Origin of the sequence: Paenibacillus ottowii, from assembly GCF_050516475.1 — a bacterium.
GTDB lineage: Bacteria > Bacillota > Bacilli > Paenibacillales > Paenibacillaceae > Paenibacillus > Paenibacillus ottowii.
The window spans coordinates 532,999-549,531 of sequence record NZ_CP191577.1 but is presented as its reverse complement, the minus strand read 5'-3'; the positions used below and the strand labels follow the sequence as shown (position 1 = coordinate 549,531).

18 protein-coding genes and 1 riboswitch are annotated in these 16,533 nt (G+C 46.1%); of the genes, 1 reads left to right on the top strand and 17 read right to left on the bottom strand.

All coding sequences use genetic code 11. From position 1 onward, the window contains the following. Positions 1-25: 25 nt before the first annotated feature. From glmU to ACQQ6X_RS02405, 12 genes are all read right to left on the bottom strand, one after another. Positions 26-1,423: a bifunctional UDP-N-acetylglucosamine diphosphorylase/glucosamine-1-phosphate N-acetyltransferase GlmU gene (gene glmU, locus ACQQ6X_RS02460; RefSeq protein WP_305167909.1), complete on the bottom strand. Its 1,398-nt coding sequence runs from the start codon at positions 1,421-1,423 to the stop codon at positions 26-28. Between the two features lie 345 nt (positions 1,424-1,768). Next, positions 1,769-2,056, bottom strand: a complete 288-nt coding sequence (spoVG, locus tag ACQQ6X_RS02455) for a septation regulator SpoVG (protein ID WP_007428016.1) — start codon at positions 2,054-2,056, stop codon at positions 1,769-1,771. Between the two features lie 163 nt (positions 2,057-2,219). Continuing rightward, entirely contained in the window at positions 2,220-3,059 is an 840-nt protein-coding gene (gene purR / locus ACQQ6X_RS02450) for a pur operon repressor (protein WP_013368673.1), read from the bottom strand. 181 nt (positions 3,060-3,240) lie between these two features. After that, complete coding sequence (ispE, locus tag ACQQ6X_RS02445; protein WP_149034923.1) at positions 3,241-4,095, bottom strand: 4-(cytidine 5'-diphospho)-2-C-methyl-D-erythritol kinase; 855 nt, start codon at positions 4,093-4,095, stop codon at positions 3,241-3,243. 144 nt (positions 4,096-4,239) lie between these two features. After that, positions 4,240-4,419: a small, acid-soluble spore protein, alpha/beta type gene (locus ACQQ6X_RS02440; protein ID WP_063208337.1), complete on the bottom strand. Its 180-nt coding sequence runs from the start codon at positions 4,417-4,419 to the stop codon at positions 4,240-4,242. 159 nt (positions 4,420-4,578) lie between these two features. Further along, entirely contained in the window at positions 4,579-4,860 is a 282-nt protein-coding gene (gene veg / locus ACQQ6X_RS02435) for a biofilm formation stimulator Veg (RefSeq protein WP_063208335.1), read from the bottom strand. A gap of 199 nt (positions 4,861-5,059) precedes the next feature. Then, complete coding sequence (gene yabG / locus ACQQ6X_RS02430; protein ID WP_063208429.1) at positions 5,060-5,956, bottom strand: sporulation peptidase YabG; 897 nt, start codon at positions 5,954-5,956, stop codon at positions 5,060-5,062. A gap of 55 nt (positions 5,957-6,011) precedes the next feature. Next, positions 6,012-6,896: a 16S rRNA (adenine(1518)-N(6)/adenine(1519)-N(6))-dimethyltransferase RsmA gene (rsmA, locus tag ACQQ6X_RS02425; protein WP_305167939.1), complete on the bottom strand. Its 885-nt coding sequence runs from the start codon at positions 6,894-6,896 to the stop codon at positions 6,012-6,014. 7 nt (positions 6,897-6,903) lie between these two features. Continuing rightward, positions 6,904-7,449: a ribonuclease M5 gene (gene rnmV, locus ACQQ6X_RS02420; protein ID WP_063208331.1), complete on the bottom strand. Its 546-nt coding sequence runs from the start codon at positions 7,447-7,449 to the stop codon at positions 6,904-6,906. Positions 7,450-7,595: 146 nt separating this feature from the next. Next, a complete protein-coding gene (locus ACQQ6X_RS02415) occupies positions 7,596-8,747 on the bottom strand; it encodes a 3D domain-containing protein (RefSeq protein WP_305167908.1) in 1,152 nt (383 codons plus the stop codon). Positions 8,748-9,018: 271 nt separating this feature from the next. Further along, positions 9,019-9,299: riboswitch (cyclic di-AMP (ydaO/yuaA leader) on the bottom strand. A 200-nt stretch (positions 9,300-9,499) separates the two neighbouring features. Next, the gene (locus ACQQ6X_RS02410) at positions 9,500-10,270 is read right to left on the bottom strand and encodes a TatD family hydrolase (protein ID WP_305167907.1); all 771 of its coding nucleotides are present in this window, start codon (positions 10,268-10,270) and stop codon (positions 9,500-9,502) included. A 42-nt stretch (positions 10,271-10,312) separates the two neighbouring features. Continuing rightward, positions 10,313-11,596: an HD domain-containing protein gene (locus tag ACQQ6X_RS02405; RefSeq protein ID WP_305167906.1), complete on the bottom strand. Its 1,284-nt coding sequence runs from the start codon at positions 11,594-11,596 to the stop codon at positions 10,313-10,315. A gap of 331 nt (positions 11,597-11,927) precedes the next feature. On the opposite strand from ACQQ6X_RS02405, the gene ACQQ6X_RS02400 reads away from it, so the two are divergent. Further along, on the top strand, positions 11,928-12,182 hold the full coding sequence (locus tag ACQQ6X_RS02400) for an AbrB/MazE/SpoVT family DNA-binding domain-containing protein (protein WP_007428005.1): 255 nt from the start codon (positions 11,928-11,930) through the stop codon (positions 12,180-12,182). 124 nt (positions 12,183-12,306) lie between these two features. Here ACQQ6X_RS02400 and rsmI read toward each other — a convergent pair whose 3' ends face one another. From rsmI to holB, 5 genes are all read right to left on the bottom strand, one after another. Next, a complete protein-coding gene (rsmI, locus tag ACQQ6X_RS02395; RefSeq protein WP_305167905.1) occupies positions 12,307-13,188 on the bottom strand; it encodes a 16S rRNA (cytidine(1402)-2'-O)-methyltransferase in 882 nt (293 codons plus the stop codon). After that, complete coding sequence (locus ACQQ6X_RS02390) at positions 13,185-13,943, bottom strand: tRNA1(Val) (adenine(37)-N6)-methyltransferase (protein WP_305167904.1); 759 nt, start codon at positions 13,941-13,943, stop codon at positions 13,185-13,187. The genes rsmI and ACQQ6X_RS02390 overlap by 4 nt, the downstream gene beginning before the upstream one ends. 88 nt (positions 13,944-14,031) lie before the next feature. Further along, on the bottom strand, positions 14,032-14,406 hold the full coding sequence (gene yabA / locus ACQQ6X_RS02385) for a DNA replication initiation control protein YabA (RefSeq protein WP_305167903.1): 375 nt from the start codon (positions 14,404-14,406) through the stop codon (positions 14,032-14,034). Between the two features lie 27 nt (positions 14,407-14,433). Continuing rightward, positions 14,434-15,234, bottom strand: coding sequence for a PSP1 domain-containing protein (locus ACQQ6X_RS02380; RefSeq protein ID WP_013368662.1), 801 nt, complete (start codon positions 15,232-15,234; stop codon positions 14,434-14,436). A gap of 138 nt (positions 15,235-15,372) precedes the next feature. Then, positions 15,373-16,368, bottom strand: a complete 996-nt coding sequence (gene holB, locus ACQQ6X_RS02375) for a DNA polymerase III subunit delta' (protein WP_305167902.1) — start codon at positions 16,366-16,368, stop codon at positions 15,373-15,375. Positions 16,369-16,533: the final 165 nt, after the last annotated feature.

The window sequence follows — 16,533 nt, the reverse complement described above, 5'->3', positions numbered from 1 at the left end:
AGATTCAACAGCTTGCTGATTAAGGTCATTCCGATCTTTTTTTCTTCGCTTTGGCACGCGCGCGGATCTTGTCCGCATATCCGGCTTTATTCTCTTGACGTGGTCTGGCAATGGCCAGGTCGTTATCAGGGACGGCATGTGTTACAGTGGAGCCTGCGACAACATAAGCACCTTTTCCAATCTTAATCGGGGCGATCAGATTCACATTGCTGCCAATAAAGGCATCGTCTTCAATTTCTGTAATGGATTTATTATATCCATCGTAATTGACCGTTATTGCCCCGCAGCCAATATTTACGTTTGTACCTACCTTGGCATCACCGACATAGCTCAGATGAGACACCTTGGAATGATCTCCAATGGTCGCATTTTTCACCTCTACAAAATCACCAATCTTCACATGCTCGCCAAGCTTCGCGCCTGGACGCAGGTAAGCAAACGGCCCTACAGATGTACTGCTACCCACTTCCGCTTCGTTCAACACCGAATGTTTCACTGTTGCTCCTGAGTGGATAATCGTATTCTGAATCTCTGCCTGCGGACCAATCACACAATCTTCACCGATTTGTGTTTGACCATGTAGCCATGTGTTCGGGTACAATACTGTATCGGAACCAATGACAACATCACTCCCGATGTAGGTTGAAGACGGATCAATGACAGTGACACCATTCAGCATATGTTTGCGAACGATGCGCTCGCGCATATAACCTTCAGCAACCGACAAAGCAACTCTGTCGTTTACACCAATAGATTCCGACACGTCATCTGTCAAATACGCCTCAACCTGCTCACCTTCACCATGCAAAATACCAATGACATCTGTCAGGTAGTATTCCTGCTGCGCATTAGTATTCGTCACCTTGTCCAGCGCTGCAAATAACTTTGCATTGTCAAAGCAATAGGTGCCTGTGTTAATCTCACGGACAGCATCTTCCTCTGGAGAACAATCCTTCTGTTCCACAATCTTAAGCACGGCCCCGGAAGTATCACGGATAACTCGTCCGTATCCTTTGGGGTCGTCCAACTCAGCGGTCAGAATCGTTGCAGCCGCTCTGCGGCTTTCGTGCAGTTGCACCAAACCTTCCAGCGTTTCTGCTGTGATCAACGGGGTATCCCCGCAAATGACAATTGTGGTGCCCTGTTCCTGACCCAGCAGATCCTTGGCTTGCTTGACAGCATGGCCCGTTCCCAGTTGCTCTGCCTGAAGCGCATATTCTGCCGACGGTCCCAGATAAGACTGTACCGCCTCTGCACCGTGACCCACGACGACTACACTTCGGGACACACCGATTTCACGAACCGTGTCGAGCACATGTCCGACCATCGGTTTTCCGCACACCGGATGCAGAACTTTATATAATTTGGATTTCATACGTTTTCCCTGCCCTGCGGCAAGAATGACTGCCAACCTTTCCAACAAGTCCAACCTCCTATCCTGAAAATAACAGTTACCCCTTGGCTAAAACGTTAATTCCCAGATCAGATTTTGCTTAACTTTTCACAATCCTCCTGAAAAATAACGGTGAACCTTTGGTTAATGGCTATTTTTTCAGGCCAGCTTGTGCTGGACGTTCATCCCCGGGACACATCGCTACCCAGTCCCTGTCTTATGAAAAAGCCGCTTCGGCAGCCCGGATGGCTCCAAGTTGCCTTAAAACTGACTGTTAACTCACTAAAGAATATATCTCATTCCAGGCAAAAAGAAAAGAGAGCCACAGTTAGTGGCTCTCTTTTTCTTTTGTACCCCAATCCTGCTTTAGGCGGATTAAGCGCCTTCTTCAATAGCAACTTCTTCATCCACAGCTGCACGTTCGTACTCAGTCAATACAGCAGCTTGGATCTTTTCACGAGTTCCTGAGGATATCGGGTGAGCGATATCGCGAAACTCTCCGTCAGGGGTCCGTTTGCTTGGCATAGCTACGAACATCCCATTATTACCGTCGATAACTCGGATGTCATGAACAACAAACTCGTTATCAATTGTAATGGATGCAATCGCCTTCATTCTGCCTTCTGAGTTCACTCGGCGGAGTCTAACATCCGTAATCTGCATGTGTGTTTCACCACCTTTTTCCAAATAGGACTTGGTGTATACATTCCACACAGCATTTCGAATTCCTTCTTTTTTCGGACAATTCGTATCCTAAATTCAGGTAATTTTTTTGAAAAGATTTCTTTTCGACATATTTAGGTATTTTATGATGAATTGTGACAATTTACTGCCCTGTTAACTCATCAAAATAATTCCCTAGCTTGACTGTAATTTGTTTGCTTCGAGAATCGACTGCGGTCAGGTTTGCCAGTGAAATATAATCGTGCAACAGACGCTCTTCGTTCTCCACCTCGCCCGACTCTACCAATACCCCGACACCGGCTACCTCAGCATCAAACTCAGCTAACAAATCGACCATTCCTTGTATCGTGCCGCCGGCCTTCATAAAATCATCTACGATGAGCACACGTGATTTCTCACGCATCGCACGTCTGGATAAAGACATGGTATGCAGGCTCTTTTGTGATCCAGAAACATAATTAATACTTACAGCTGAGCCTTCTGTCACCTGATGGTCACGCCGTACAAGCACGACTGGCAAATTGAGCTGTGCTCCGGTTGCATATGCAAGCGGAATGCCCTTTGTCTCCACAGTCATAACCACATCAATCTGACGATCGGCAAAAGCCGTCGCAAATATTTTACCCGCTTCGTTCATCATTGCTGGTTGGCCCAGCAAGTCGGACAGATACAGGTATCCTCCTGGCAATATGCGATCAGGCTGCTCCAGTTGCGCGCACAAGTCGTTCGCAAACGCGAGCGCATGCTGCTTGGAGAGCCTTGGAATCAGTTTGACGCCACCTGCCGCTCCCGCCAGTGTCAGTAGCTCGCCAGTACCCTCATCCTCAAATACTTCTTTGATAATAGCTAAATCCTCGCTGATAGACGACTTAGCTGCCCCGTATCGATCTGCAAAATGAGTAAGAGGCACCAATGTATGCGGCCGTGACAACAAAAACTGCGTCATTTCCACCAATCGTGAGCTTCTTTTAAGTTTTTTCACAACAATTCCTCGCGATCTATTTTCCTGCCGCCCGCTTCGTACAATAAAGCACCGGCGGACTGGCCGGTTGCTGGCGGAATGTAAGTGATATAGTAAAATCCGAATATTTAATAGTAAATATATCATCTTCGTACGTATTTGTACAACAATTGCCACTATAATATGAAAAAAATAATTAAAATCAGGTCAAAAGTCGTACTGCATATACATCTTTGCAAAAACCTCTTAGTCCGTTATAGATGCGTGGCACTTTGGCTTCCTTAGACACCAGTCCGAACACTGTTGGTCCACTGCCTGACATCAGCACGCCATCCGCACCCAAACGGATCATGGAGTTTTTAAGATGCTCCACTTCCGGATACAGCTTTAATGTCACATCCTCCAGTACATTCCCCAGAGCGTTGCATACATCAGCAAAAGAAGCATTACGAATCGCCTGCTCCATCTGCCGGGCAGACGGGTGGTGTGTAATCTGATCCGCTTTGACACGACCATACACTTCAGCAGTCGAAACATTAATCGGCGGCTTGGCAAGTATCACCCAGCATTGTGGCGGATTCGGCAGCGGCTGGAGCAGTTCTCCGCGTCCGCTCGCTAAAGCTGTCCCCCCTGTAATACAGAAAGGTACGTCTGAACCCAATTCAGCACCCAGCACCCGTAATTCCGCATCCGAGATACCGAGCTTCCACAGCTTGTTCAGTCCACGCAATGCTGCGGCAGCATCGCTGCTTCCGCCTGCTAACCCTGCCGCCACCGGAATATGCTTATCCAGATGAATGTGGACGCCTGTAGAGACGTTATAACGTTCTTTGATCAGACGCGCAGCCTGAAAAGCCAAGTTCTTTTCATCTAGCGGTATGTACCCAGCTTGACTTGAAATAATAATCGTATCACGCGGTAACTCGGACATCGTCAACCGGTCCGATAGATCGACCATCGTCATAATCATTTCGACCTCGTGATAACCATCGTCACGCTTACGTAGAACATCAAGCATTAAATTAATTTTCGCCGGTGCTTTTTCATATATTTTCAAGGCGTTCACCCACCTTCAACTTTTCCCTCAAGACAGCTTAACATATTATATCAGACTCAGCCTGTCAAGTCATGAGGTTCAAAAAAGCGGAGATGCCCTGGTTTGACCCCGGATATCCCCGCTTTTTATCAGCACCACCGATGGCTACGATTTGCGAGAAGCCGCCTGCTCTGCGAGTTGAATGGCCCGCTTGACCATATTGCCTGCATCCTTGGCTTTGATGCCTCCCCAGCCCTCTTCCTTGACCGTGTCGTAAAACCCAAGATCCTTGGCCAGTTCGTACTTTAGCTCTTCCGACATGATACTCCGTCTTCTTCGGCTCATGCTACGCCTCCTTCGGCAATGGAATAAGGAAGATCATTCCCGGCTTAGTATGTGCAGAGATGTCATGCTTCATGCTTCTTTGTATATACAAAACGACCCCGCCATTTAAAAATGACGAGGTCGCCGTTAAACCTGCAAAGCTGGTATAAATCACGTAAATTAAGGTGCTTCAAAATATTCGACTACGCTTGTATGCGAGTCGGGATCATATACACTGACTTCCACCGACTCGGTAAGAATGTCAGCATAACTATAGGAGACACGTTTAAACGTCTGTTGCTCCTGATCCAGCTTGACAATAAAAACAGAAGGGTACGTTTCTTCCAAGACACCAGTTCGTTCGACGGTCTTACGGCGCCCGCCGTTAGCCCGCAGCAAAATTTTTTGCCCTACATGTGCGTCGAGACTGCGTTTGATTTCCAACAGCGTATTTTTTGCCATTGCCTAACGACCACCTCTTTCCTTGTCCATTATAACGAATTTTAGAGGGATTGTCAAATCAAGCTAAATATTATAACAACACAAAAAATAAGTTGTCAATTTAATTTTTTGCGAACAGGAATAATATACATAAAAAATGACAAAAAGCCTCTAAAAAGAGGCTTTCGTTTAGATAAAATCGTATCAGGCCATTTAAATCTCAGATTGCTGAAGGCGTTACTTTTAGCGTTGATAAATTTTCAAGCTTTGGCAAACCGATGCGGTAACTTCCCCTTGTTTCGATTCCACCCACTCCGCGGCTGCCACTGATGGTTTGGTGAAACAAGTCTCCCATATTGACCGTTTCACGGATCGATGTAAAAGCGGCCTTGGCAGCCACGTAAACGGGGTCTAGAGCGTGAATCAGGATGCGCCCCGGTGAGCTGGCAAAGTTGGCTCCTGCACGTAGCAGCGCTTCAAAATGGGACTGGCACGCCCCTGCTACAATTGTCAGTGAATCCAGATGACGTTCATATTGTCTGGCTACCTGAATCGCTGCCACAAAATTTTGCGAATTTTTATAGCTTTTCAAGCTATACAAATCGTAAGGCTGTGGTTGCTTCAACACACCATCATGTCCGGTGATGACTACAATATCAGGACGAATGCGGGGAAGCAGTCGATATAACGTATCCGCCATTGCCGATTCGTGAACGTGATGTCCCTCTGCGGGAACACGGAGCTGTTCATATAGACTAAGACATTTTCTTAAATAGCCGGGATCTCCATCCAGATGAAGAACCTTTCCCGGCATTTCAAAATACGTTGACTCCACCGGATCACTCCACTCTCCAATCAGAGCCGCCTGACTACGGGCAGCTTGCTGCTGGCGTGCCCGTTGCAAAAGATTAAGAGACTCCCCAGCCTTGATGTGGGCCTGTTGAGTCTTACCGCTAATCTGGTCTGCAGGCACTCTGACCAGATCGTTCACCGGGGAATCAGCCAGTAGCCTAAATTCCGTCCCCTTAATGATCGCTTTATCCCGCTGGATGTCTTCAACGCGAAACGTGACATCACCGCCGTACGATTTCCGAACGACCAAGTCTCCTAAACTCATCACACTGTATCACCCCTCCTATATCGTATGGGTGAATGCACAGTTTGGTTCCAGTTTAGGATATTCCGGCCTCCAGCAGCACGGCGCTGAGACGCGCAAATTCCTCGATACTCAGCGTTTCCCCTCGACGGGAAGGTTCAATACCCGCTTGTTGCAAAAGTGGTTCCAGCGTGTCCCTGTTCTCTTTGGTGAAGAAGCGGCTTTTTAAATTATTGGAAATCGTTTTACGACGCTGGGCAAACGCGGCATGAACCACTTCAAAGAAATGCTTCTCGTCCACTACTTCCACCGGAGGGACTTCTCGTACACGCAACCGAATAACCGCCGATTCAACATTCGGCTGGGGAATAAATACGGTATTCGGCACCGTGCAGACTAACTCAGGCTCGCTGTAATATTGCACGGCTATGCTCAAGCTGCCGTAATCCTTTGTACCAGGGGACGCAGCCATACGCTCAGCTACCTCTTTTTGAATCATAACGACGATATTCTCCAGAGGAAGCTTGTCCTCTAGCAACCGCATCAGAATAGGCGTGGTGACGTAATATGGCAGATTAGCCACGACACTCACCTTACTCACGTCTGCAAAATCGGCTGCAAACACCTCACGTAGATCCAGCTTCAATACGTCTCCGTGACGAACCTTTACATGCTCGTAAGGGGATAGCACCTCTTCAAGAATGGGCAGCAATCGCTGATCAATCTCAACAGCAGTAACTACCTTAGCAGATTGCGCCAATTTCTCGGTCAACGCTCCAATCCCTGGACCAATCTCAAGGGCGCCCTTCGTATCATCCAATCCAGCAGCATTTACAATCTTGCTCAGAATATTTTGGTCAATCAGGAAGTTTTGTCCCAAGCTTTTTTTGAACGAAAAACCGTGCCTTTGAATAATTTCCTTCGTACGCCGCGGTGTTGCTATATCTTGAATCCCTGTCATACGGATATCACAATCCTTCACTTTCAATTTGTGCCAGCGCACTGGCAAATTCCTCACGGCTGATCTGAAATACAGAGAGCCGTTTATGCAGCTGCTTTCCGTTACAATAGCCAATACCCAGTATATTCCCCAAGGCCATTCGGCGTGCAGCAGCATTTGGGTGGGTGATAAGTCCAGCGTCAATCAGGTCTGCCCATTCAATCAGTGGTTCGGCGTCCTCTACTGTCGTATGTACCCGCGCGAGGGCATGTCTGATGGCTTCTGGCGAGGCATTCTCCACACCAATATCCCCTTTGCGCGTGGCCTCTGCCTCAGGTATAAAAGCCTGCTTGCAGCCGGGGACCTTGGAGGCGATGATTTTACGGATACGCTCCCCTGCATGATCGGGGTCAGTTAAAATAATGACCCCCCGCCGTTCCTGCGCCAATGCAATTTTGCGCAGCGTCATTTTATTAATGGCTGAACCGCCAGTTTCTATCGTATCTGCCTCGACAGCACGGCGAATGGCTACCGTGTCATCCCGGCCTTCTACCACGATCACTTCCTTGATCATCTTCATTTACCTCCACTGCTACACAGCAACATATATTTATCTTTCCCTGTTTTTGAAAACAAAATAAGAAGAGGATATCCTCTTCTTAGCATGGCATAACTATGTTGTTAATACTATCGCATTGCCCTCAACATACACAACCTGTTTTAGTTGATTTCTGGCTTTACAGGTCCGATAACATATACGGTTTTACCGTGCTTGCGACCAAATTGGTTGGCCCGGCCTAAACTCTCATAATACACATCGATTTTGTGGCCTTTAATGGCGCCACCGGTATCCTCCGCACGGCGGAAGCCCACCCCTTCAATATACACCCACCAGCCGATTGGAATTATACTCGGATCGACAGCGATGGTACGTCCTTCCGTGACACGCGTGCCGGAGGCCGTACGTGTACCAATACCTGACTCCTGTGAGGAGTACGCCGTCATGGAGACGTTTTGTAAAACCTTGCTATATTTAAAATTAATTCCCGCTTTACGGACAGCATTGCCCGAACTAACCGTTGTCGCCTTAACCGCATCTCTAGGGCCGACGGAAGCAGCCAGAACGACCGGTTTTTTCTTCGTTCCTACTGCAATTACCTTATCCACGCGATTCTGTGTGACTTCCTTGTTGATCAGCTGTTTGGATACCAGCTTTCCATCATGGTATACCTTTTGAACGTGCTGGACCACCACACCCGATTTGCCACTTTGAATGACTCGATTATCGCCTTTATAGAGACTTGGATCCGCCGTTTTGATGACCTGATAAGGCACCTGTTTTTTCTGTGCAACCTGCTGTTTCTTCACACGGACGATTTTTATGTCCATGTTAGCCGAAACAGAGGCATCCAATGCAGGGTAAACTTTATCGATTGATGATAATTTATAGCCCGATGTGCGAATCGCACCCTCTACTGTATTTTCTGTTGTGTACAGCTTTTTCGTCTTATTGCCTGAGGACACTTTAACCTGATTGGCACGTTTAATAACTACGCGGTCCCCATCCTGTACTGCTCCGTTTAGCGGCATGGATATTGTATCATGCGGCTGAAGTGAAATAGAATGCTCATTGAGCAAATCTTGGAGCTTGGATTCCCGGGTTTCTACCGCCGATGCCTTACCATCAATGACAAAAAAGACTTGTTTTTTAGATTGCGTGTACATCAGAATTGAAATCATAATCGTTAGTGCGATTAGAAAAATAGCAACCAAAACCGCCTGGCGCACATTCTCTTGCTTCCAACGCAATACGTAAGACATGCTGGATGAGCGTGACTCATGGGTGGTCTCCCCTTTTCGGAAAATGCCCATTTCCTCCGTCCTCCTTACATAGCCCGCCGTCTGGAGTAAGACATAGTTGATCGTTGACGTGACTATAACAGATTTTCTACAAGACAAGCCCGTACTGCGACTGTCCTGCACCATGTACCCGTCTTCGCGGCATGCTGTCCTCCCCTGTTTAACCACAGTATGATGACAGATTTTCTTTTATTCACAACAAAAAAAGCCAAAGAAAGAGATTAGAGAGCTCTTTCGTGGCTTCCGGCATGTGTGAATATGCGGGAAAACTCATGCACGAGATGGCTTCTCTCTTGTTACGCTTACGGGGTTAGCTGTCGGGTTCGGACGTAGAGAGTCGCCCTAGCTTAGGTCAACCGCTCATGGCGGTCGCCCTCACATTCACCCCGAAGACCCAGAAAGAAATCGAAATACGGCTTCTCTACCTGTTCAATCCCATCCGGGATTTGAATTTCGGTCGAGCCGGCTGCTGAAGACACATTCTCTCCTGCACATACGCCGGACGTACTGTAAGCCATATCGGTTCCCCCGTTCCCTGTAAAAGGGACTCAGCGAGACTGGTTCATGAAATGAGTTGTTGATGTTTACACTCAACAACAATTCACTGAAAAGATGATATCCTGTTTCCATGCATGTTGTAAAGCAGGTTTCAAGTACATTTTTTAAAAAATTCGGTTAAAAGTTTGTAATATTCCTGAGTTTACTGCAACAAAATCATAATTAGCTCCGTCTAACTCTTTATTTTGATTGATTTCTTCGCCTTTTCACTTAATGTCAAATCGTTCCAAGGCATTTTGAGTAGTAATGGATACCAATTCCTCCACCGTAATTCCCTTAATTTGGGCGGCTGCCTCTGCCACCAGTCTCACATGTGCTGACTCATTTCGCTTCCCGCGAAACGGATGGGGTGTCAGGTAAGGTGCGTCCGTTTCAATAAGCAGACGGTCCAGTGGAACCTGGGCCAGTACCTCTTTCGGCTGCTTGGCATTTTTGAACGTTATAGGCCCACCAAATGAAAGGTGGAAACCCATATCCAGCACCATTTTGGCTGTCTCCCAACTCCCTGAAAAGGAGTGCATGACTCCGCCAATCTCGCTCGCCTTTTCCTCTCGTAAAATCCTCACAATATCTTCATGTGCATCTCGATTATGGATAACAATTGGCATGTTGAGCTCACGTGCCAGGCCAATTTGATTTCGAAGTACCCGCTGCTGCACATCCTTTGGTGACGTATCCCAATAATAATCCAGACCGATCTCTCCGATCGCTACAACCTTTTGATGACTGCATAACGATGCAATCCATTCTAAATCCGCTTCCTGCATTGTAATGGCATCCTGGGGATGCCACCCAACAGCCGCATAAATAAAATCATACGTTTCAGCCAGCTTCATGGTGGATGGAATGGTCTCACGATTGAATCCGATATTGATCATCCGTGTTACTCCTGATTCGACAGCACGTGCTATAACTTCTTCACGATCCTCGTCAAATTGTGGTGCATCCAAGTGAGTATGAGTGTCGAATAAATCCAAGGTTTTCATCTCCTCTTTTTACTTACATTTCTATATGTTTGTCTATTGTTTGACAAAATAATTCCTTATTTCGGCAGGAAGCCTGTGTTTTACCCCGTTCAGTTTATTCTGGGGAAAATACATATGATATTTTCCACGGTGAATACCACTTATTGAACGTACGATTTCCGAAACTTCAGATATTTCCCGCACCTCGCCCTGACGTCCGAGCAGCAAAATTTGGTTGTCCGTTGAACCGCCCTTTCGAAACACATCATAAGGAAGATCTGTCGGAAAATCAATTTCAAGATCATATTCCGGGTTCAATCCAGCCTTTTCCAATGCCTCTCGAATATGGTTAACAGTATCTGTATCCATATTTTCAATCTCTACATATTTATACAATCTACGGTCCATAAACCGACTGCTCAAATCACTTAAAATTTCGTCCTTTTCTCGTTTCCATTGGCTAAACACTGTCTGAATCAAAGACTCATCGAGCATCAAATACTGCTCCACGGTAAGCTCTCCTTTGAACAGATCAGGCAGCGGATCAAGCAGAAAACCAAACTCATATCCATTTTTGAACAATTCCTTTGCTCTCTTGAAAATTTTACGCAACAGGATTTCCGAACTGCGTGTTACAGGATGGAAATAAATTTGCCAGTACATCTGGTAGCGTGACATTAGATAATCTTCAACTGCATGCATACCCGACTCCTTCACAACAATTCGCCCGTTATGTGGACGCAGCAGACGTAAAATACGATCCAAATCAATCGTCCCGTAGTTAACACCTGTCGAATGAGCATCCCGCAACAAATAATCCATACGGTCAGCATCGAGCGGACTTGTTACCAGATTGACTACGATCGGCTTATCATACGTTTTGGCAATAACCGCAGCCACCTGTTGTGGCAGCTTCTCATCGACTTGCCGTAGCACTGCGTTGATCTTCGTGTCGCCCAGTACGATGCGACATGTCCAATCCTCGTGGTTCATATGAAAGGCTTCTTCAATCGAATGAGAAAATGGCCCATGCCCCACATCGTGCAACAGAGCGGCACACAGAGCGACCAGTCTCTCTTCCTTCGGCCAGTCGGGGAAATCTCCACGTTCAAATTGAGAAATAATACGTCTCGTAATCTCGTACACGCCCAATGAATGTGAAAACCGGCTGTGCTCCGCTCCATGAAACGTAAGATAAGATGTGCCTAACTGCCGAATGCGTCGTAAGCGTTGGAACTCCGGCGTATTGATCAACCGCCATATCACTGTATCCTGAACATGGATGTAATTATGTACCGGGTCCTTAAAAACCTTTTCTTCACTGAGTGGCTGGTGCAAGATATCAACTCCTTTAATATTCGGAATAATGGATTAAAATACAATAAAATCCTAAACGCTCTCCCTTATTCGACATCGTTTGTCGTATTTTGTCGAATTATCGTTTTTCGACATTTCCAAATCGACAAATAAGACAAATCATCTGTAAAATAAGGTAATCCACATGAATAAAGCTCTTTGTTCTAAATATTTTTGCATAATTAGGCTGTTACTACTTTTTTAAGGTTGACTGTTTTGGGAATCGTTGGTATAGTAAATATCAGAAAAGAGAAAATTTTGTCGAATCATGACACTTATATTATTTTAAACGGCGAGAGGAGCCTGATTTATTATGATGAAATCCACTGGTATTGTAAGAAAAGTTGACGAGCTCGGACGTGTAGTTATTCCAATCGAATTGCGCCGTACCCTGGGAATCGGAGAGAAAGACGCTTTGGAAATTTACGTTGATGGCGAGCGCATCATGCTTAAAAAATACGAGCCTGCTTGTATCTTCTGCGGCAATGCTGAGAACGTAATTTACTTCAAAGGGAAAATTGTTTGCCAAGATTGCATTTCTGAAATCCCAACACCTGTGACAAACTGAGAATTTTAGTATATAATAGACTTATCAGAGATTGTTAATTCTAACCTTTTTCATATATACTCCTTGTTGCCTTCCACGGTTTGAACCCAACCGTTGGAAGGCCCTTTTTTGTTTATACATGTACTCATAAGAGTGCGTTGTACACATCCCTTTTGGAAATTGAACGGTCCGTGGCTGTACGCTTCATGGCATCCTTGCGGGAAAGCCCCTCTGACTCGTAATGCGCGACATGAGACTCCAAAGATAAGTCTTGCCACCATGCCTGACGTTCCTGTTCCTCTTCCGCTTCGTTTTTCCCCTCAACGACCAGACAGTATTCACCAATCGGCGGGTTTTCCTCTAGTTTTGCAAGACACTGCTCCACCGTTCCCCGCACCCATTCCTCATGCAGCTTGGTCAGTTCACGAGCAAGCACCACTTTGCGTGATCCTAATGTTTCCTTTAATACCGTCAACGTCTTAACAATTCGATGAGGCGATTCATAAAAAAGAATCGTGCCATGGGATACCTGAAATGATTGCAACAACTTCTCTAAATCCTTTTTCTCCCTTGGTGGAAAACCAGCGAAGGTAAACCTCTCCGTATTCAGACCTGAAGCGATTAAAGCCGATAGTGCCGCATTTGCCCCGGGAATAGGAATAACGCTGATATCTGCTGCAAGTGCCAGCTTGACCAGATCTGAACCAGGATCGGAGATGGCTGGTAGACCAGCATCGCTAACCAGTGCCAAATTTTTTCCTTCTATTATATAACGTATCAGCTCAGGCCCACTGGCAGTCTTATTATGTTCATGATAACTGAAGAGCATTTCCGGCGTGATGTCGAAATGTGTGAGCAGTTTGCGTGTTTGCCGCGTATCCTCGGCAGCGATAATACTGCATGACTTTAGAGTGTTAATCGCCCTAAAGGTCATATCTTCCAGATTGCCAATCGGTGTGGCAACGAGGTATAACTTTCCCCGTTCCTCTTCACGGTTACTAAAGCTTTTTTGTACAGCTGCCGTCACACGGAATCCCCCTTGCTGACTTCTCCATAGATTTCTCTTATTTCCTGAGTATAGTTCCCATCTTCCTGATATACAATGAGTGGGGGTAACAGACGAACCTCCGGTTTACCGTCACGCATTGCTTCAACAAGTACCATATTTGCTTCCATATGAACCCGTGGGTGAACAAAACGTATCCGCTTGGGTTCCAGACTATAGCTGCGCATCAAGGTTATAATCTCACCTAGCCGCTGTGGGCGATGAACCATTGATACTTTCCCTCCATTACGGACAAGCTGAGTACATGCCTGAATGACTTCTTCCAGTGTACAGTTCACCTCATGGCGGGCAATGGCTTGATGAGGATTCAGCTTGATATCGCTACCATTTAGCGGCATGTAGGGAGGATTCACAGTAATCGCATCATAAACGCCATGTCCCGTAATTTGAACCAGCTCACGCAGGTCTCCTTCCCGGATCTGAATCGCTGCTTCTAATCCGTTCAAACTGACACTCCGTCTTGCCATATCTGCCAAGCGTGGTTGAATCTCAATTCCTTCAATAGATGCTTTGGTACGTGTCGTCAACAGTAGGGGAACAACTCCGTTACCTGTGCACAAATCGAGAATCTTCCCACGCTGATATGGAATACCAGCAAATCGTGCCAGCAAGACTGCATCCATCGAAAAGCTGAACACTTCATCACTTTGGATAATACGCAGATTATGTGAAAGCAGATCATCAATTCGTTCAGACTTATTTTCATTTTCGTACATAATGTTCTCCTGTCCTATAACCAAAATCGCTTTATACTCATACTTTCTTACAAAAAAGCCGTAGGCATCTTACTCCTACGGCTTGTTTTTATTTATTCAAAAATGACAGACAGAAGAGGCAATCGCCTTCCGTTCGCAAATGTCCGTAATACACGTTGCATATATGAAATCCTTCATGATACAGCCTTGCCAGATTGTCGTAGCCTTCGCCCACGACCTCACCCGTCTCCTCTTCATCCTTAACAACGATCGGAGGAGAAATCTCAGGCTTACTCGCCGTCTTTTCTTCTCCAGAGGCTTCACGTTTGAGCATCTTGCGCACCTGTTCGTTTTCAATCGTTAGTCGTTGATTTTCCTCCAGCAGCTCTTTTACTGCCAGTTTCAATTCACCCAGATCGCTATGCAACTGTCCCATTTGGGTTTCCATTTCGTGAATACGCGCAAAAACATTTAATTTATCCAAGTTTCCACCCCGAAGCAACCTAATGGTTTACTTGACGACTACATCGTCCATTGGAAGTTCCTTGACCTTACTGATCTCAAACAGTTGAACATGTACCGTACGATGGCCTGCATTGACGCCTACGACTTTACCTTCTCCCAGAGAGGTGATAACCATCTTACCTACCTGAGGTAGCTCTTCTCGCATGCTTTCGTAGTTATCATGTTCAAATTTGAGACAGCACATCAATCTTCCGCACAACCCGGAAATCTTCGTCGGATTCAGCGACAAGCTCTGATCCTTCGCCATCTTAATAGATACCGGGTCAAAATCTCCCAGCCATGAGGAACAACACAGAATACGTCCGCAAGGTCCGATTCCACCAAGCATTTTAGCCTCATCCCGTACTCCGATCTGCCGCAGCTCAATTCGTGTACGAAAAATGCTGGCCAAATCCTTTACAAGCTCTCGAAAATCAACCCGACCCTCTGCCGTAAAATAAAAAATGATCTTATTGCGGTCAAATGTAAATTCCACATCTACCAGCTTCATTTTAAGGTTATGGTCTTTAATTTTATTTAAACACGTACCGAATGCATCCTTGGCCGCCAATTTATTCTCTTCTACAACAAGAGCGTCATCATCTCCGGCAATACGAATGACTTTTTTTAAGGGTAGGACAACATCTGAATCATTTACTTCTTTTTTGCCCACCACAACCTTGCCATATTCAATCCCGCGTGCGGTCTCTACTATGACGCAGTTTTCTTTCTCCACTGGAAGATCCAGCGGATCAAAATAATAAGTCTTGCCCGCCTTCTTGAAACGGACACCCACTACACTATACAAAAATTAACCCCCTTGTATGCCACTAAACCTCATTTGTAGCCGACATTGTACGAATGGCCGCAATTGAAGTCTCACTGTCGCACAAACCGGGAACCTGGCGTCGCGGATTGTGCAGAGTGGAACAAGCGCGCCTTTCTGTTAGCCGGTGATAAAACCGCTTGTATCGGACAATCCAATCAGAAGCTGCTCCACGCATAATTGTCCGTTGACGTGAAAACGGAGCTTCTTCCTGCAATTCGCGGCCAAATCCATATAAGAGACCCATTGTTCCGTGCTGCGGGTGATTGCCAATTTGGAGACGGACTCCAAATGATCTATGAAAACAATGCTTTCGTGCCTTCCGTAACGGAAATGAAGCATATCCTTGAACCACAAATGAAACAGATGAAACAGAATATCCAGGTGTTCAGAAAGTCCAGTTTTAAAAATCTTCTGTTGAGCCAGAATAATCGACGAACTCCCCCGGCTCATGGACTCCTTCACTAATTGTAACACTACGTTTCTAATTTCTGCAAACCAATTCTGCTGGAGAATTTCTCTACATGATTCCAGTCCTGAAGCCATATGAACCACTGACCGGACAAGTCCTGCCGTATAGCCTTCCCCAATTAACGCCTGCATCATCACTTCAGGCTGTAAAGCGTGGAAAGGTACCTGCTGTGTCCGCGATTGAATTGTAGGCAGCAATGCCTGTCCATTTTCAGAAATGAGTATACCGACCACAGGAACCTGCGGCTCCTCCAAAAATTTAAGCAGGCTATTAGCAGCTTGCACTGTCATGGTATCCGCCTGCCGAATGATATATACCTTCGGATTGGAGCTTTCGGATTTATATGAAAATATCCGTTGAAGACCGCGAATCTGATCAATTTTAATCGTTGCCCCCTCGGGCTCTACAATGTGCAAATCCGGATGATTCCCGTGTTCTACCTTGCGGCATGACAAGCACTCTCCACATGCATCATCCGTCTGCCGCTCACAAAATAAAGCCTTGGCAAAGGTCTGTGCCATGTTCATCTGCCCGCTTCCCTGCGGCCCGCTAAAAACATAAGCATGGCTGACTGTGTGATTCCGTAATGCACTTTGCAGCATTTTTTTGGCTACATCCTGTCCCAATATATGTTGGAAAGACATGTTCCCTCACTTTCTCCACTGAAAACAACGATGAACCATCAGCTAATCGCTGTTTTCCTGGGCGAGTTGGTTGCTGTTCCGATGATCTCACCTTCAAATCACTATTCTTCAGTATAACTATACTGCTGTTTGCATATTACGTTTGCCCACATGCATATAGTCAAA